Here is an 18123-nt window from a genome sequence, read left to right as displayed (position 1 = left end):
CCCGGTGAGAATGCCGCCATTCTAGCGGTACACCCGTTGCCGGCTGGGATGCGCCGCAGCATGAACCAGCATGCCGGGCCCTCAATCCGTAGAATGTCCGCTTCCCCGCTTGCGGTGCCCTCGGCAACGCGTGCTGCAGATGGAGAGGACAGGACGACGCATGGCCGTAGTATTCACCGGAGGGGAACTGTCCCGCTGGCTGGATGCCGGGACACTGGGAAAGGGTAACCACCTCGTTTCGGCAGTGCGTGAACTGCACTACCAGTCACCGCTGCTGACCGCCCAGCTCGAGGGCTGGCAGGTGTCGATCGACCTGGATGCCAGCGCCCGCACACCGCACAGCCCCCTGCAGAGTCGCTGCACCTGTCCGGCGGGCGGGCACTGCGAGCATGTCGCCGCCGTGCTGCTGGCCGCGCTGAAAACCTCCCTGGAGGGCGCCCCGGGCCCGCTGCGCCCGGCCGCCAACCCGACGCTGCCCACCCTGCAGACCCAGGCGATGACGCCGATCCTCCACCTGCACAGCATGGAATACCGTCCCGCCTGGCTCACCGAACGTGATCCCTCGCAATGGCTCGACGTTGCCACCGTCGCTTTCGAGTACGACGAACACGTGCGTTTTCTCGACGACCCGTCGCTGTTCGTGCATGGCGCCGAGGGTCAGCTCTACCTGCTGCCGCGTGACCTTGCCGGGGAGGCACGGCGTGAAGCTGAACTACACAGCGTCCACCTGCACCGCGAGCGGCAACCACGCATCGTGCTGGATGGCGGTGGTCCGTTGTTCGAGCTGCGCAGTTTCGACTGGACCCGCTTCCTGCTGGAGGATGTGCTGCGGCTGGAAGCGCTGGGCTGGAAGATCGAGACTGACGATGCCTTCCGCCATCGCATCACCCGGGTGGAGGAGATCGACCTGGATGTGCGGTCGATGTCCACCGACAGCGCTGCGTTCGACCTCGCCCTCACCATCGACGTCGATGGCCGCAGCGTTGCCCTGGTTCCGCTGTTGCAGGGCGTACTGCAGTCCGATCCGCGCTGGCTGCGCGGTCAGCTGGACGCGATCGGCGATGACGAGAACGTACTGCTGACGACGGCGGGCAATGAACGCTTGGCACTGCGCGCGGGGCGTCTGAAACCGGTGATCGCGCTGCTGGCGGATCTGTTCGGCGACCACGGGCAACCGCTGCGCCTGCAGGTGCACGACCGCGGGCGCCTGCAGGCACTGCAGGACGCCGCGCAGCTGCGACTGCACAGCAGCAACGATACCCGCGCACGCGTGCAGCGCCTTCTGGACGCACCGGCGATGACCGCTGTCCCGGCGCCGCAGGGCTTGCGCGCGACGCTGCGCAGCTACCAGCTTGAGGGCCTGTCCTGGCTGCAGTACCTGCGCCAGCAGGGCTTGGGCGGCGTGCTGGCCGACGACATGGGCCTGGGCAAGACACTGCAGACCCTGGCCCATCTCCTGGTTGAAAAGCAGAGCGGCCGCCTGGACAAACCGGCGCTGGTGGTCATGCCGACGTCACTGCTGCACAACTGGCAGAGTGAAGCTGCGCGCTTCACCCCGGATCTGCGCGTACTGGCCCTGCACGGACCTGCGCGTGACACGCAGTTCGATGCCATTGCCGCACATGATCTGATACTGACCACCTATCCCCTGCTCTGGCGCGACGAACAGGCGCTGCAGGCGCATTCCTATCACCTGCTGATCCTGGACGAGGCACAGCAGGTGAAGAACCCCAGATCGCGTGCAGCGGCCACGCTGCGCACGCTGCAGGCCCGTCATCGATTGTGCCTGACCGGCACTCCGCTGGAGAACCATCTGGGCGAGCTGTGGACGCAGTTCGACTTCCTGCTGCCCGGGCTGCTCGGCAGCGAAAAGCAGTTCAACCAGCACTGGCGCCACCCCATCGAGCGCGGCAGCGACCGCCGGCGCGCACAGCTGCTGGCCCAGCGCATGCGCCCTTTCATCCTGCGCCGACGCAAGGACCAGGTCGCCTCCGAACTTCCGCCGAAGACGGTCATCACCCGCACCGTGGCGATGGAAGGCGGCCAGCGCGAACTGTACGAAACCGTGCGTGCGGCAATGGAGAAGCAGGTCCGCGAAGCGATCAACGGCAGTGGGTTGGCGCGCAATCACATCGTGGTGCTGGACGCGTTGCTGAAGCTGCGCCAGGTCTGCTGCGATCCGCGTCTGCTGCCGGGCCATGCACCCGCGCGCACTGCCGGCTCGGCCAAGCTGGACCTGCTGCGCGAGATGCTGCCGTCCATGGTCGAAGAAGGACGTCGCATCCTGCTGTTCTCGCAGTTCACCGGCATGCTGGCCCTGATCGCGCAGGCATTGGATGCACTGGGCCTTGCCTACGTGACCCTGACCGGCGACACCCAGAACCGGGTCACACCGGTGCAGCGCTTCATGGACGGCGAGGTTCCCGTGTTCCTGATCAGCCTGAAGGCCGGCGGCGTGGGCTTGAATCTGACCGCCGCCGACACCGTCATCCACTTCGATCCATGGTGGAATCCGGCCGCCGAGAACCAGGCCACCGACCGTGCCCATCGCATCGGCCAGGATCAGCCCGTGTTCGTCTACAAGCTGATCGCCGCGGGCAGCGTCGAAGAACGCATCGCCGAGCTGCAACAACGCAAGGCCGAGCTGGCCGATGCAATCCTGGAGGGTGCTGGTGGTGCAGGTCCGCGCTTCGACGCAGCAGACCTGGAGGCGCTGCTGGCGCCGCTGCCGGGCGCGCCGGCCAAACGCCCTGGCAGGGCCGGCAGGCGGCCGGCGCAGGCCTGATATGGAACGTCAGTCATGTGGCGTTGCCTGATGGAAACGATTCCCATACAGCCCGAGCGCTACAATTAGAAGCTGAGCTCACCAAAGGATCTGATCGATGCCCCTGCCCGCCTTCAAGGCCTATGACATCCGTGGCCGCGTGCCGGAAGAACTGAACGAAGATCTGGCCCGCCGCATAGGCGTGGCCCTGGCCGCGCAGCTCGCGCCCGGCCCGGTGGTCCTTGGCCATGATGTGCGCCTGACCAGCCTGGCGCTGCAGGATGCGCTGGCATCGGGCCTGCGCGGCACCGGCCGCGAAGTGATCGACATCGGCCTGTGCGGTACCGAAGAGGTGTATTTCCAGACCGATCACCTGGGTGCAGCTGGCGGTGTGATGGTGACCGCAAGCCACAACCCGATGGACTACAACGGCATGAAGCTGGTCAAGGAGAACGCGCGCCCGATCAGCTCGGACACCGGCCTGTTCGCGATCTCCGATGCGGTTGCCGCCGATACCGCGCCCGCCGCCCCGGCCAAGGCTGGGCAGACCGCCGAGCACGACAAGAGCGCCTACATCCAGCATCTGCTGTCCTATGTCGATGTCAGCAAACTGAAGCCGCTGAAGTTGGTAGTGAACGCCGGCAACGGCGGCGCCGGCGCCATTGTCGACCTGCTGGCACCGCACCTGCCGTTCGAGTTCATCCGCATCTGCCACGAACCCGATGGCAACTTCCCCAACGGCATCCCCAATCCGCTGCTGCAGGAGAACCGCGCCGCGACCGCTGAGGCGGTTCGCGAGCACGGCGCCGACTTCGGTATTGCCTGGGACGGCGACTTCGACCGTTGCTTCTTCTTCGATCACAGCGGACGCTTCATCGAGGGCTACTACCTTGTCGGCCTGCTGGCCAAGGCGGCGCTGGACCGCAACCCGGGCGGAAAGATCGTGCATGACCCACGGCTGGTCTGGAACACCGTGGAAATGGTCGAGCAGGCAGGCGGCGTGCCGGTGCTGTGCAAGAGCGGCCACGCTTTCATCAAGGAGAAGATGCGCGCAGAGGATGCGGTATACGGCGGCGAAATGAGCGCCCATCACTACTTCCGCGAATTCGCCTATGCCGACTCGGGAATGATCCCCTGGCTGCTGATCGCGCAGCTGATTTCCGAAAGCGGCCGCTCGCTGGCCGACTGGGTGGAGGACCGCATGGCGGCGTACCCGTGCAGTGGCGAGATCAACTTCAAGGTCAGCGATGCGAAGGCGTCCGTGGCCCGCGTGATGAACCACTTCGCCGCGCAGTCGCCGGCGCTGGACCATACTGATGGAATCAGTGCCGACTTCGGCAACTGGCGTTTCAACCTGCGCAGCTCCAACACCGAGCCATTGCTGCGCCTGAACGTGGAATCCCGCGGAGATGCAGCGCTGATGCAGGCGCGTACCGATGAAATCGCCGCGCTGTTGAAAGCCTGAGCAGAGACGTCCCGATGAACACCATCCAGCCCGTCATCCTCTCCGGTGGTTCCGGTACCCGTCTGTGGCCTCTGTCGCGCGAGGCGTACCCCAAGCAGTTCCTGCCACTGGCCGGTGAGCTGACGATGCTGCAGGCGACCTGGCAGCGTGTGGCTCCCATTGCCAGCCATGGCCCGTTGGTCATTGCCAACGAAGAGCACCGTTTTGTTGCTGCCGAACAACTGCAGCAGGTCGGTGCCGAACCGGCCGCGATCATCCTCGAGCCGGTCGGCCGCAACACTGCCCCGGCGATTGCCGTGGCCTCACTGGAAGCGACCCGCGATGGTGCCGACACACTGTTGCTGGTGCTGCCCTCCGATCACGTGATCACCGATGAAGCCGCCTTCCGCGCGGCGGTGCAGGCGGCGGCCAGCGCCGCTGAAGCCGGCAAACTGGTCACCTTCGGCATCGTGCCGTCCGGTCCGGAAACCGGCTATGGCTACATCAAGGCAGCCCATGGCCAGGGCGTACGCGCGGTCGAGCGTTTCGTCGAAAAGCCCGATCTTGAAACCGCCACCGGCTACGTGGCCAGTGGCCAGTACTACTGGAACAGCGGCATGTTCCTGTTCAAGGCCTCGCGCTACCTGCAGGAGCTGGAACGCCTGCAGCCGGCCATGTTGTCGGCCTGCCGCACGGCATGGCAGGGCGCGCGCCGCGATGCGGACTTCACCCGGTTGGACAAGGACGCGTTCACTGCGGTGCCGTCAGATTCGATCGACTATGCGGTGATGGAAAAGACCGCCGATGCCGTCGTCGTGCCCTTGGATGCCGGCTGGAACGATGTTGGCTCCTGGACCGCACTGCGCGATGTCTCGCAGCAGGATGGCGACGGCAATGCGCACCAGGGCGATGTGATCGCCATCGACTGCCGCAACACCTATGCCTATGGCCAGCGCCTGGTGGCGATGGTCGGGCTCGATGATGTCATCGTGGTCGAGACCGACGATGCGGTGCTGGTCGGCAAGGCCGACCGCATGCAGGAGGTCAAGACGGTGGTGGCGAAGTTGAAGGCCGACGGCCGCAGCGAAGCGACCTGGCACCGCAAGGTCTACCGCCCATGGGGGGCCTACGACTCGATCGACAACGGCGAGCGTTTCCAGGTCAAGCGCATCACGGTCAAGCCAGGTGGTACGTTGAGCCTGCAGATGCATCACCACCGCGCCGAACACTGGATCGTGGTCAGCGGCACGGCTGAGGTCACCCGTGGTGATGAAGTGATCCTGCTGAGCGAGAACCAGAGCACCTACATCCCGCTGGGCGTGACCCATCGCCTGCGCAACCCGGGCAAGCTGCCGCTGGAACTGATCGAAGTGCAGTCAGGCAGCTACCTCGGCGAGGATGACATCGTGCGCTTCGAGGATACGTACGGGCGCAGTTGACCCGTCGCCCTGCGGTGGGTGCCGACCGTCGGTCGGCACGCAGTGGATGCAAGCGACCACCAACGGTGGTCGCCTACCGGGTCAGGCAATCTCAGCCATGACCCGCTTCAACCCGTGCTGCCACGACGGCAGCACAATGCCGAAATCCTGCTGCAACCTGCGGTTGTCCAGCACCGACCATGCCGGACGCTTGGCCGGGGTGGGGTACTCGGAACTGGCAATCGCTTCCACCGTGGGCACCTTGGCCAGCATGCCCAGGGCCAGCGCTTCGGCGAAGATCGCCTCGGCAAACCCGTGCCAGCTGGTCTGGCCGCTGGCAGTTAGGTGCCAGGTGCCCGAAAGCTGACCCGGATGCTGCAGCGCTTGCGCGGTGACATCGGCGATCAGCGCCGCAGGGGTCGGCGTACCGATCTGGTCGACCACCACCCGCAGCTGATCGCGTTCGGCACCCACGCGCAGCATCGTGCGCAGGAAGTTCGCACCATGCGAGGCATATACCCACGCAGTACGGAAGATCAGGTGGCGACCACCGGCAGCGCGCACGGCATCTTCGCCGTCACGCTTGCTGGTGCCATACACGCCCAGCGGCGCGGTTGGCTCGTCTTCGCGGTAAGGCGCACTGCCCTGGCCATCGAACACGTAGTCGGTGGAGTAATGCACGAAAGGCACGCCATGCGCCGCACACCAGCGTGCGATCACGCCGGGAGCCTGCGCATTGGCCGCGAACGCGGCCTCCACGTCTTGCTCGGCACGGTCGACGGCGGTGTAGGCGGCGGCATTGACCACCACCGACGGCTGCAGGCGATCCAGCAGGGCCGGCAAACTGTCGGGTTGGCCGAAATCAGCCATTTCGCAAGCGCTGCCGTCGGGCAACGTGCCGCTGCGAGTGGTCGCGACCACCGTACCCAGCGGAGCGAGCGCACGCAGCAGCTCCTGGCCGACCTGGCCGTTGCCACCGAATACCAGCACCGTCATGCGACGTAGACCGGCAAACGATCTTCGGCGATGTCCTTCAGGAAAGGCGCATTCTCGTCCTTGGTCGACAACGTCGGCGCACTGATCGGCCAGTCTACGGCGATGTCCTCATCGTTCCAGCGAACGCCGGCATCGAAGTCCTTGAGGTAGACCTCAGTGCACAGGTAGCTGAACACTGCGCGCTCGGACAGCACGGCAAAGCCATGCGCGAAGCCTTCCGGAATCCAGAACTGCTTCTTGTTCTCCGCGCTCAGCACCACCGCTTCCCACTGACCGAAGGTCGGCGAGCCACGGCGGATATCCACGGCGACGTCATAGACCTCGCCTTCCAGCACGCTGACCAGCTTGCCCTGCGGTCGCGGCCACTGGTAATGCAGGCCACGCAACACACCCTGTGCCGAGGTCGATACGTTGCTCTGCACGAAGCGGTCCGGCAGGCCCAGCGCGGCGAAGCGCTCGGCATTCCAGGTTTCGAAGAAGTAACCGCGGGCATCGCCGAACACCGCCGGCTCGATCACCACGCAGCCGGGCAACTTGGTTTCAATCACTTTCACGGAACGACTCCACGCAGGGCGAGCTTGTGCAGGTACTGGCCGTAGCCATTCTTGATCAGCGGTGCAGCCAGTGCTTCCAGCTGCTCGGCAGTGATCCAGCCTTGGCCGAACGCGATTTCCTCAGGGCAGCAGACCTGCAGACCCTGACGGGTCTGGATGGTCTCGATGAAGTTGGAGGCTTCCAGCAGCGACTGGTGGGTGCCGGTATCCAGCCACGCGTAGCCGCGCCCCAGCGCTTCCAGATGCAGGTTCCCTTCACGCAGGTAGCGCTGATTCAGATCAGTGATCTCCAGCTCGCCACGAGGCGACGGCTTCAGCTCTGCAGCATGGTCGCTGGCACTGCCATCGTAGAAGTACAGGCCGGTCACGGCGTAGTTGGAACGCGGGTTCTCCGGCTTCTCCACCAGATCGACCACCTTGCCGGACTTGTCGAACTCGGCAACGCCATAGCGCTCCGGATCATTGACCCAGTAGCCGAACACCGTCGCGCCGTGGTCACGCTGATCGGCATTGCGCAGCACCTCGCGCAGGCCATGGCCATGGAAAATGTTGTCACCCAGAACCAGACAGCTCGGCTTGCCGCCAACGAAGTCCTTGCCGATCAGATAGGCCTGCGCCAGACCATCGGGGCTGGGCTGCACGGCGTACTGGATGTCCATGCCCCACTGCGAACCGTCACCCAGCAGCTGCTGGAACAAGGCCTGCTCGTGCGGGGTATTGATGATCAGTACTTCACGGATACCCGCCAGCATCAGCACGCTGAGCGGGTAATAGATCATCGGCTTGTCGTACACCGGCAGCAGCTGCTTGCTGACGCCCTTGGTGATCGGATACAGCCGGGTGCCGGAGCCGCCGGCGAGGATGATGCCCTTGCGTTGGGTCATGTCGTGTCCTTGGTTCAGGCCGCGGTGCCGATGCGCTGCAGGCGATAGCTGCCGTCGAGCACGCCGTTCACCCATTCCTGGTTGTCCAGGTACCAGTCGACGGTGAAGGTGATGCCCTTCTCGAAGGTGTAGGCCGGTTCCCAGCCCAGGTCATTCTTCAGCTTGGAAGCGTCGATCGCATAGCGACGGTCATGGCCTGGGCGATCGGCGACATAGGTGATCTGGCTGCTGCGCGGCTGGCCGTCCGCACGCGGGCGGCGCTGGTCCAGCAGCGCACAGATCGCCTGCACCACTTCGATGTTCTGCTTCTCCGAGTTGCCGCCGACGTTGTAGGTCTCGCCGACCTGACCCTTGGCCAGCACGGTACGGATCGCTTCGCAGTGGTCGGACACGAACAGCCAGTCACGCACCTGCTTGCCGTCGCCGTACACCGGCAGCGGTTCGCCTGCCAGCGCCTTGGCGATCACCAGCGGGATCAGCTTCTCGGGGAAGTGATACGGGCCGTAGTTGTTGGAGCAGTTGGTGGTCAGCACCGGCAACCCGTAGGTGTGGTGGAAGGCGCGAACCAGGTGGTCCGAAGCCGCCTTCGACGCCGAGTACGGCGAATTCGGGGCATACGGCGTGGTCTCGCTGAACTTGCCGGTCTCGCCCAGCGTGCCGTACACCTCGTCGGTGGAGACATGCAGGAAGCGGAACGCTGCGCCCTGCTCGGCCGGCAGCGCCTTCCAGTAATCGCGTACCGCTTCCAGCAGGCCGAGGGTGCCGACCACGTTGGTCTGGATGAACGCACCCGGGCCGTCGATGGAACGGTCGACGTGGCTCTCGGCCGCGAAGTTCAGCACCGCGTCCGGCTGGTGCTCGGCCAGCAGGCGGGCAACCAGGGCCTGGTCACCGATGTCACCCTGGACGAACACGTGATTGGGATTGCCGTCCAGGCTGGACAGGGTCTTCAGGTTCCCGGCGTAGGTCAGCACATCGAGGTTGATGACCTTGATGCCGCGCGTGACGGCCTCGAGAACGAAGTTACCGCCAATGAATCCGGCGCCGCCGGTGACAAGCCATGTGGGCACTACCTGTTCTCCTGATCGAAATTCATCCAAGGAGCGCCCACGGGCGCCCCGGCACAGCGAGACAGGATACATGCCGATGGCCTTCACAGCTGCCTGTGTTGCGTGAATGCGACGCCGGCCAAGGGGTTGCAATGCTGCACCACAGCAACACCATACGCATTCGCATGGTCACCTCAAGCCAGCTAGAATCGGGGTCCCACCCCCGAACCGGTTGCTGTTGCAGGACCGGATGTTCCCCCAGCAAATGTGAGCCGGCCAGCCACCGGCACTACAAGGATCTCGTACCAGATGAAAATCCTCGTCGCGTACAAGCGCGTGGTGGACTACAACGTCCGCATTCAGGTCAAGCCGGACGGTTCCGGCGTGGTCACCGACGGCGTCAAGCTGTCCCCCAACCCCTTCGATGAGATCGCCCTGGAAGAGGCCCTGCGCCTGCGCGACAAGGGCATCGCCAGCGAAGTCGTGGTTGCCACCATCGCGCCGGCCGACGCCCAGGCGCATCTGCGCAACGGCCTGGCCATGGGTGCCAACCGTGCCATCCACGTGGTCACCGACCAGGCCATCCAGCCGCTGACCGCCGCCCGCACCCTGCTCAAGCTGATCGAGAAGGAACAGCCGGATCTGGTGATCCTGGGCAAGCAGGCCATTGACGACGACGCCAACCAGACCGGCCAGATGCTGGCCACCCTCTGGGGCCGTCCGCAGGCGACCTTCGCCAGCAAGCTCGAGATCGCCGACGGCAAGGCCACGGTGACCCGTGAAGTCGATGCTGGCCTGGAAACGCTGGAAGTCGATCTGCCGGCCGTGGTCACCACCGACCTGCGCCTGAACGAGCCGCGCTTCATCAAGCTGCCCGACATCATGAAGGCCAAGGCCAAGCCGCTGGAGACCCTGCAACTGGCCGACCTCGGTGTTGAAGCCGCCGATACCTTCAAGACCACCCAGTACGCCGCGCCGTCCAAGCGCAGCAAGGGCGTGATGGTCAAGGACGCGGCCGAACTGGTCGCCGCACTCAAGCAGAAGGGGTTGCTGTAATGAGCAAAATTCTTGTCATCGCCGAGCACCACGACGGCAAGCTCAACGCCGCCACCGCCAAGACCGTCAGCGCTGCGGCCGCCATTTCCGGCGCCAGCATCGATGTGCTGGTGCTGGCTGCCGACCCGACCGCCGTTGCTGCTGAGGCGGCGAAGATCGCAGGCGTCGCCAAGGTCCTGACCGTGGCCAACGCTGCCAACGCACAGGCGTTGGCCCAGGTACTGGCCCCGCAGATCGCGCAGCTGGCAAAGGGCTACACGCATGTGTTCGGCCCGTCGACCACCTTCGGCAAGGACCTGATGCCGTGCGTGGCCGCCCTGCTCGGCGTCAACCAGGTCTCCGATCTGATGGCCGTCGAAGGCAGCCACACCTTCAAGCGCCCGATCTACGCCGGCAACGCGATCATCACCGTGGAAGTGCCGGCCGACCAGATCGTGGTCGCCACCGTGCGTGCCGCGTCGTGGCCGGAAGCCGCCCAGGGTGGCAGTGCCGCGGTTGAAGCCGCCAGCGTCGATGCGGCCCTGCCGAGCCACACCCGTTTCGTCGGCCTGGCCGCCGGCGCCAGCGACCGCCCGGACCTGCAGAGCGCCAAGCGCGTGGTCTCCGGTGGCCGTGGCGTCGGTTCGGAAGAGAACTTCAAGGTCATCTTCCAGCTGGCCGACAAGCTCGGTGCCGCCGTCGGTGCCTCGCGCGCCGCGGTCGATGCCGGCTACGTGCCCAGCGATCTGCAGGTCGGCCAGACCGGCAAGATCATTTCGCCGGAGCTGTACGTGGCCGTCGGCATCAGCGGTGCGATCCAGCACCTGACCGGCATCAAGGATGCCGGCACGATCGTGGCGATCAACAAGGACGCGGATTCACCGATCTTCGAGATTGCCGATATCGGCCTGGTGGGGGATCTGTTTGCGATCCTGCCGGAGCTGGAAAAGGCGCTGTAGCCAGTAATCGGTTGGATAGGCCACACGCCCCGACAGCCCGCTGTCGGGGCCATGCCCCCTATCAATCGCTATACTTGCCAACCATTGCCTATGGAGTGGCCTGTATGTATCTGAATGCGTTCCAGTCGCCTCGAGGCCTCGTCGCGTGAGACTGGAGAAAACTGCCCTGTGCGTCGATCTGGATGGCACGTTGCTGCGTACGGATGTGCTTTACGAGTCCCTCCTGGCACTTCTCGCGAAGAATCCGCTGTACATATTCCTGATCCCGCTCTGGCTATTGAAGGGAAAGGCAGTAGTCAAGCGCGAACTTGCCCGAAGAGTGGCACTGCCTCCCGAGACGCTGCCCTACGACGAGCGCGTGCTGGAGATCCTGCGTACCAGCACCCAACGCCCCCGCGTTCTGTGCACTGCTTCCGATGAACTGCTGGTAGCACCCATCGCCAAGCATCTCGGTCTGTTTGAAGAGGTCATGTGCAGCAACGGAACGCAGAACCTAGCCGGGCATCGCAAAGCCAAGGCACTCGTTGAACGCTTCGGCGAGAAGGGGTTCGACTATCTCGGCAATGGGACCGTGGACCTTGAAGTGTGGCGCCATGCGGCATCCGCAGTAGTCGTCAATGGTTCACCGTCGCTGGTGGAGCGTGCACGTGGCATCACCGAGGTCTCCAACGTCCTCCCGGCTCAAGCAGTGGGACTACGCACCTGGATCAAGGCGTTGCGCGTCTACCAGTGGCTGAAGAATCTGCTGGTGCTAGTACCACTATTGACCGCGCATCGTCTCTTTGACTTGGAGGCCAGCGTACAAGCCATCATCGCTTTCCTTGCATTCGGTCTCTGTGCCTCCGGCGTCTACGTACTCAACGATCTCCTGGACCTGACACCGGACCGTATGCATTCGCGCAAGCGGAAGCGTCCGTTCGCGGCCGGCAGGATACCCATTTTGCATGGTCTGTTGGCCGCACCTGTACTGGCAATTGCCGGGTTCGCCCTTGCCTTCGCCTGCAGCTGGGAATTCGCAGCGGTGTTGGTCGGCTACTACATCTTGACATTGAGCTACTCATTGAAGCTCAAGCGGCTGGTCATGATCGACGTCATTCTGCTTGCCGCCCTATACACGGTCCGAATCATCGGCGGCACCGTGGCAATCGGAGCGGAAATGTCATTCTGGCTGTTGGCATTCTCCATGTTCATTTTCCTCAGTCTGGCGCTGCTGAAGCGTTTTGCGGAACTGGAATCGGCCAGGCTCAATGGAAAGCAGACGGCCATCGGCCGAGGCTACAGCACCGACGACCTCTCCCTGATCCAGTCTATGGGGACGAGTGCTGGCTACATCGCAGTGATGGTCTTTGCGCTGTACATCAACAGCCCCGCCAGCCTGGAGCTATACAGCTACCCTAAGGCCCTTTGGCTTCTCTGCCCGGTCCTGCTCTATTGGATCAGTCGAGTGTGGATGGTCGCCCACCGTGGCCACATGCATGACGACCCAATCGTATTCGCCGTCACAGATCGCGCAAGCCAGATCGTTGGCGTATTGGGCGCCTTGATCGTTCTGATCGCTATATGAGCGTGGCGTACTCTTCGTGGGGGCACTATCCCGAAGCCCGGAACCAACAGCTGGTCATGATCGACAGCCGGCATGCCGCCCTGCCCGACATTGAGGGAAATGCGCTGCCTCGAGGCAACGGCCGCAGCTACGGTGACAGTTGCCTGAACACAAATGGTACGCTGCTGTGCAGCCGCAGCCTGGATCGATTCATTGCCTTCGATCCGGTCACCGGCATCCTGCGCGCCGAGGCAGGGGTGACCCTCGCACAGGTGATCGCCCTGACACTTCCTCAGGGCTGGTTCCTGCCAGTGACACCTGGTACGCGATGGGTCACGCTTGGTGGTGCGATCAGCAATGACGTGCACGGCAAGAATCACCACGTTGCTGGCACATTCGGGCATCATGTGCGGGCACTTGAGCTGCTGCGCTCTGATGGCACACGCGAGTTCCTCAGCGCAGATGCGCCGTCAGCCCGATTGGCCGCCACAATAGGGGGCTTGGGACTGACCGGTCTGATTACCTGGTGCGAGATTCAGCTCAAGCGCATTCCCGGCCCATGGCTCGATACAGAGAGCATTCGCTTCGATTCACTTGCGGATTTTTTCCAGCTCTCCGCTGATTCTGCGGCCAGCTACGAATATACCGTGGCGTGGATCGACTGCTTGGCCAAGGGCAGAACGTTGGGACGGGGCCATTTCATTCGCAGCGATCATGCAAGCGGGGATCCATCCGTGCCTGTTCCGGGAGATGGGCAGAAGCTGACCTTTCCTCTGATGCCTCCCATGTCTCTCGTCAACCGCTTGACCTTGCGGCCATTCAATACGCTCTACTACTGGCGGCAGCCAGCCCGACGGGTACGCAGCCAACAACACTATCAAGGTTACTTCTACCCGCTGGACGGCATTGGGCGCTGGAACCGGATATACGGCCCGCGCGGATTCCTGCAGCATCAGTGCGTGCTGCCCACTGGCGTGGCGCGAGACGCCGTTTCGGATCTGCTTAAAGAGATTTCCAGGAGCGGGCAAGGCTCATTCCTGGCTGTACTGAAAGAGTTTGGCAACCGGCCTTCCCCGGGAATGCTTTCATTCCCTCGCTCAGGGACGACGCTCGCCTTGGACTTTCCCAACACCGGCCCCTCCGTCTTCCAGCTGCTGCAACGCCTTGATTGCATCGTTGCAGAGGCAGGTGGCGCACTGTACCCAGCGAAGGATGCCCGCATGTCTCCCTCCCTCTTCCGCCAGGGGTTCGGAGCGTCATTGCAGGCGTTCCAGGAACATATCGACCCTCGAATGTCGTCCGATTTCTGGCGACGCGTGATGGAGTAGAAAATGCAGAAAATCATTATCGTCGGCGCAACCTCTGCCATTGCTGAGGCCGTCGCGCGCCGTTACGCCATCCGCGCCACTGCCATCCACCTGGTCGGCCGCAATCTCCAGCGGCTGGACGACATTGCAGCTGATCTCAGATTACGCGGTGCCCATGCAGTAACCATCGATACGCTGGACATCACCGACCTCTCCGCGCACGAGGCCATGCTGGAGACGGCCGCGAATCGACTTGGCGGCATGGATGTGGTCCTGATCGCGCACGGCACTCTTCCCGATCAGCACTCGTGTGAGAACGACACGTCCCTCGCGCTGCGCGAGTTCACCATCAATGGCACTTCAACCATCGCCCTGTGCAACCGCCTTGCTCCCCGACTGAAGTCCGGCGCCTCACTGGCCGTCATCTCCTCAGTCGCCGGAGATCGCGGGCGATCCAGCAACTACCTGTACGGAAGCGCGAAGGCTGCCGTAAGCACCTATCTGAGTGGTATGGGACAGCGGCTGCGGCCCCTGGGCGTCAATGTCCTGATTATCAAACCCGGGTTCGTCGATACACCCATGACGGCAGCCTTCAAAAAGGGAGCACTTTGGGCCTCCGCAGACACAGTAGCCAGAGGGATTGTCCGGGCCATCGATCGTCGCAGGCCCTTGGCTTACCTTCCCGGATTCTGGTGGCTGATCATGCTGGTCATCAAGAACATCCCTGAAACCATTTTCCGAAGGATCAAGCTTTGAACCGGACCCAGTTGATCTTGGCATATGCGGCTTTCGCGGCATTGTCCATTGCCGTCAACATTGCGACTCAGGCGGCGACGATCCACCTGTACGCCGGCCCATACGCCATTCCAGTATCAGTGATACTCGGGACGGTCACCGGCCTGCTGTGCAAGTATATTCTCGACAAGCGCTTCATCTTCGCGCACAAGTCAGCCAGCGCAACACATGAGGCTCGAACGTTCGTTCTCTACACGGTGATGGGTATCGCCACCACGGTCATCTTCTGGGGAACCGAAGCAACCTTCAACTACATCTTCCAGACGGATCTGATGCGCTATGTGGGTGGAATCATCGGCCTTGGCATCGGCTACATCGTGAAATACCACCTCGATGCGCGGTTCGTCTTCGACAACCGTGCCGCCTGAGGCAACCCTCGGCCGGGACAGTAGACACACCATTCCGCTACACACCTGAAGTCCTCGCAGCTGCATGATCATGATCATGCAGCTGCGGGACCTGAGAACGATCAGCTACCGCGCGCAACGCGCCTGCTGGTCCAGGGAAATCCCCTTCACCCCCGCATCGCCTCCAGCCAGGAGCTGCAGGCAACCACCTTGCATCGCATGCAGGGCAGCCTCATGGCTTTTGAAGCCGATCACGGCTTCATAGCCAGAAGCCTTGAGCTCATCCTTCCCGAAATGAGCAGCAACGTCAGCACGTTCCATGCGACGCCACAGCATTGAGGTTGCGTGCGGGAAGCCCATCTGGGATACGACCTGACCGTCACGTTGTGCCCATCCCTGCAGGCGCAGGAAATTGCCGGTGACCCTTGCAGAATCCACGTACCCAGCAGAAGCATCGTAGCTGGCTGCACCCGAGCGGGAGACATCTCCCGCCTCCCAGTTCATTCCATCGCAAGACTGGATGCCCGCAGAAGCGCCGCGCTCGACATGGTAAAGACCCAATCCTGGTCGCGCGGCGTCGCAGACCTCCACGAGCCTCGCACTGCTGGCGAGTGAGTACAAGGAAACCTCATGGTCCCATGCAGGCTTGTGGGCCACTAAGTAGTCCACCTGATAGTGCTTCAACCACTCGTCAAAATTGCGCTCACCGATATAGCGAGCATTGTCTGGATTCACCAGCCCCAGTATGTCCACAATCTGGCGGTTGGCATAGTAACCAAGTGTTCCTATTTCGACGGCTGCTACCACGCTGTCTTCCGGAGTTGCAGAGGCGATGTACTTACCCAGCGCCTGATAGTCCGGATGCCCTCCGCGAGGAACAGCGTTGACCTGACTGAACTTGGCCAGGTCATATCCTATCGGCAACACGCAGATTAGAACGATCAGCAGCGAGCGCGCAACGCCCAGTCCCGCAGCCAACCGGGATACTGCAAAGCCTACTCCAACCGCCGCATAGTATGGCAGCAGGGCGAAGTACGGCGAGTAGTACCAGTGGTAGTTCGGGATATTCAGGAGAATATAGAACGCGGAATAGAGCGTAAGGTACAGGGCAATCACCAGATTAAGGTAAGAGCGCCCAAGTGCGATCACTCCCAGTATGGCTGATGCAACCAATGACCCGAGGATCAGGAAATTGCCCTGAAAAATCCAAGCGTACAGATACTCTACGCGAAGGAAGTTCAGATGATCCCCCCATAGCCCGGACTGCCCCTGCCACACCTTGGCCATGCCAGTCTCTGCTGTAGCGTGACCGTAGTAAATGAAATTGAAGGCGAACGACGCAAGGATGAGGAGAGGTGGCAGCAGGTAAACGCGCCAGTCAAAACGCGGTAGCGACCGGTGCCGCGCCAGATGGAGGATTCCGATGGCCGCGACCAGAAAAACACCTTCGCTCCGTGTCAGGAAAAGCAGGGCCGCCAGCGGTCCCGCAACCCGGTAGTTCTCGCGCTGTGCGTGATAGATGAGCAACGCGGACAGGAGCGTATACAGGCCCGTTTCCATTCCATACGTTACATAAAAGTACGGAATGGCAAGAAAGAGCAATGCTCCTAGCCAGGAATAAAACGGCGCTACCCGCAGCTTCTCAGCTTCCACCGCATCCGCGAATACCTTCCACAGGGTGACCGCGGAAGCGAAGGTGAAGACGGCCGACAGAACGACACTGACCAGAGAAGCGTTACGGAAGATAAGGGCGCCGACTGCCATGCAGTAGGAGAACAATGGAGACGTCAGCCCGTTGAAGCGGATTCCGACGTTGTAAACAAGCCCATGCCCTGCCACCAAGTTCTCGATATAACGCTGATAGATCAGCGCGTCATCGAGCTGCATCCCTCGATTCTGATACGCGAACACCGCATAGTAGCAGAGCAGTACCAGCACACCCACAACCGTCAGGATCTGCCGCTGGGCCCCTGCCCCGCGCGAAGCTGATTCAGGTATATCTTCTGTTTTCATTTCTTCCATATTCCAACCAGTGTTTTATCGGATCAACACGCGCAGCGACCAGATCTGCGTTCTGATCAAGGTAGGCACGCACGCTGAAATCTTCAGGTATTGCATTTGTAACGGCCGTCCCATCCAGGGGAATGCTGGAAAGCCGACTCACCCAGGTACTGGCGTCATTTCGGCGCAGTCTCAACAGAAATTCGTTCCCTTCGGTATCTCGATAAGAGTCAACCTCGAACGGGAAGAGATCCAACACTGCCAGCACGTAGAAGATGGCAAACAGCTCTGGCGGCCGAACTGCCCAGCAATGGACATCGTAGTAATCTGCGGAACGAACTGCTTCCAGCGCCATCTGCAACGCCAGTGTCGGCTGCCTATTGTGCGTGAGCTCCGACTCCATCGCCGGTCCCGCCCACGTCAACGTCCCCTTCCAGGAGCACTCGTTGATTAATGCATCAATGACATTGCGTGGCGCAGGTCTCCAAGGCGCCTCCAGCCATGCGCCAAGCCAATCTATTGCTTCGGTTGGACGACGCAAACGGTCAAAACATTGCAGACGATCAGGGATGGCGAACACCGCCATCCCGCCATCAACGCAAAGTGCATGGATTTCCTGCAGCCATCGCACAGGATCAGGCACATGCTCAATCACGTGCGAAGCGATCACCGAATGAAATCGATGCCCCGCTACGGCGTCCAGAATGCCCTGCCTGCCCACAACGAAATGCACTGGCTGGATATTCGCGGAGTCGACTGTCGAATGCTCCGCATACTTCTCCAGCAACCCCTCCCGTGGTAGATGATCCGCATATCGCACATCCCATTCCTGCTGGCGCAGGACGGGCTTGTCCAAGGGTGCGATCTCCAATGCCAGCCCGTTGCGATCCAACCCCCTGACCATCCAATCGTTCCGCTCTGACATATCGCCTCCATTGACCATGCATCCCTCCTGGTTTAAGAGGTAGCAACAAGTGACAATTCAGCACCAACTGCAGCGACAGCCTCCGACCAACGAGACTCCATC

The 18123-nt window shown here is 62.4% G+C and carries 15 protein-coding genes; 9 read left to right on the top strand and 6 right to left on the bottom strand.

Translation table 11 applies throughout. The features are described 5' to 3' along the window. The first annotated feature begins 160 nt into the window (after positions 1 to 160). The 3 genes from HFK18_RS13715 to HFK18_RS13705 all read left to right on the top strand — a co-directional run bounded on the left by HFK18_RS13715 (position 161) and on the right by HFK18_RS13705 (position 5647). A complete protein-coding gene (locus HFK18_RS13715) occupies positions 161 to 2785 on the top strand; it encodes a DEAD/DEAH box helicase (RefSeq protein ID WP_180166698.1) in 2625 nt (874 codons plus the stop codon). A gap of 97 nt (positions 2786 to 2882) precedes the next feature. After that, positions 2883 to 4229 (top strand): phosphomannomutase, encoded by a 1347-nt coding sequence (locus HFK18_RS13710; RefSeq protein ID WP_180166697.1) that lies wholly within the window; start codon positions 2883 to 2885, stop codon positions 4227 to 4229. Positions 4230 to 4243: 14 nt separating this feature from the next. Beyond that, a complete protein-coding gene (locus HFK18_RS13705) occupies positions 4244 to 5647 on the top strand; it encodes a mannose-1-phosphate guanylyltransferase/mannose-6-phosphate isomerase (protein ID WP_180166696.1) in 1404 nt (467 codons plus the stop codon). Positions 5648 to 5728: 81 nt separating this feature from the next. Here the strand turns inward: HFK18_RS13705 and rfbD are convergent, their stop codons facing one another. From rfbD to rfbB, 4 genes are read right to left on the bottom strand one after another with little or no spacing between them, the layout of a single operon-like run. Beyond that, positions 5729 to 6622, bottom strand: coding sequence for a dTDP-4-dehydrorhamnose reductase (gene rfbD, locus HFK18_RS13700; protein ID WP_180166695.1), 894 nt, complete (start codon positions 6620 to 6622; stop codon positions 5729 to 5731). After that, positions 6619 to 7176: a dTDP-4-dehydrorhamnose 3,5-epimerase gene (rfbC, locus tag HFK18_RS13695; RefSeq protein ID WP_180166694.1), complete on the bottom strand. Its 558-nt coding sequence runs from the start codon at positions 7174 to 7176 to the stop codon at positions 6619 to 6621. The genes rfbD and rfbC overlap by 4 nt, the downstream gene beginning before the upstream one ends. Beyond that, the gene (rfbA, locus tag HFK18_RS13690) at positions 7173 to 8060 is read right to left on the bottom strand and encodes a glucose-1-phosphate thymidylyltransferase RfbA (protein WP_180166693.1); all 888 of its coding nucleotides are present in this window, start codon (positions 8058 to 8060) and stop codon (positions 7173 to 7175) included. Before rfbA ends, rfbC begins: the two co-directional genes overlap by 4 nt. Before the next feature lie 14 nt (positions 8061 to 8074). Then, on the bottom strand, positions 8075 to 9130 hold the full coding sequence (gene rfbB, locus HFK18_RS13685; RefSeq protein WP_180166692.1) for a dTDP-glucose 4,6-dehydratase: 1056 nt from the start codon (positions 9128 to 9130) through the stop codon (positions 8075 to 8077). A gap of 288 nt (positions 9131 to 9418) precedes the next feature. Here rfbB and HFK18_RS13680 point away from each other — a divergent pair, with 288 nt between their 5' ends. The 6 genes from HFK18_RS13680 (at position 9419) to HFK18_RS13655 (ending at position 15116) form a co-directional block, all read left to right on the top strand. Further along, the gene (locus HFK18_RS13680; RefSeq protein WP_019660968.1) at positions 9419 to 10165 is read left to right on the top strand and encodes an electron transfer flavoprotein subunit beta/FixA family protein; all 747 of its coding nucleotides are present in this window, start codon (positions 9419 to 9421) and stop codon (positions 10163 to 10165) included. Beyond that, a complete protein-coding gene (locus HFK18_RS13675) occupies positions 10165 to 11103 on the top strand; it encodes an electron transfer flavoprotein subunit alpha/FixB family protein (protein WP_180166691.1) in 939 nt (312 codons plus the stop codon). Before HFK18_RS13680 ends, HFK18_RS13675 begins: the two co-directional genes overlap by 1 nt. 166 nt (positions 11104 to 11269) lie before the next feature. After that, positions 11270 to 12667, top strand: a complete 1398-nt coding sequence (locus HFK18_RS13670) for a UbiA family prenyltransferase (protein WP_180166834.1) — start codon at positions 11270 to 11272, stop codon at positions 12665 to 12667. Further along, entirely contained in the window at positions 12664 to 13974 is a 1311-nt protein-coding gene (locus tag HFK18_RS13665) for an FAD-binding oxidoreductase (RefSeq protein ID WP_180166690.1), read from the top strand. The genes HFK18_RS13670 and HFK18_RS13665 overlap by 4 nt, the downstream gene beginning before the upstream one ends. A 3-nt stretch (positions 13975 to 13977) precedes the next feature. Further along, a complete protein-coding gene (locus HFK18_RS13660; protein WP_180166689.1) occupies positions 13978 to 14709 on the top strand; it encodes an SDR family oxidoreductase in 732 nt (243 codons plus the stop codon). Then, positions 14706 to 15116 (top strand): GtrA family protein, encoded by a 411-nt coding sequence (locus HFK18_RS13655; RefSeq protein ID WP_180166688.1) that lies wholly within the window; start codon positions 14706 to 14708, stop codon positions 15114 to 15116. Before HFK18_RS13660 ends, HFK18_RS13655 begins: the two co-directional genes overlap by 4 nt. 105 nt (positions 15117 to 15221) lie before the next feature. On the opposite strand, the gene HFK18_RS13650 is transcribed toward HFK18_RS13655, so the two are convergent. Beyond that, positions 15222 to 17117 carry a hypothetical protein gene (locus tag HFK18_RS13650; protein WP_180166687.1) on the bottom strand — a complete coding sequence of 632 codons (1896 nt, stop codon included), beginning with the start codon at positions 17115 to 17117 and terminating at the stop codon, positions 15222 to 15224. After that, a complete protein-coding gene (locus tag HFK18_RS13645; protein WP_180166686.1) occupies positions 17086 to 18039 on the bottom strand; it encodes a class I SAM-dependent methyltransferase in 954 nt (317 codons plus the stop codon). The genes HFK18_RS13650 and HFK18_RS13645 overlap by 32 nt, the downstream gene beginning before the upstream one ends. Positions 18040 to 18123: the final 84 nt, after the last annotated feature.

Origin of the sequence: Stenotrophomonas sp. SbOxS2 (assembly GCF_013416715.1) — a bacterium.
GTDB classification, from domain to species: domain Bacteria; phylum Pseudomonadota; class Gammaproteobacteria; order Xanthomonadales; family Xanthomonadaceae; genus Stenotrophomonas; species Stenotrophomonas lactitubi.
Note: the sequence above shows the minus strand (reverse complement) of the source record. Positions and strands in the feature narration are given on the sequence as shown.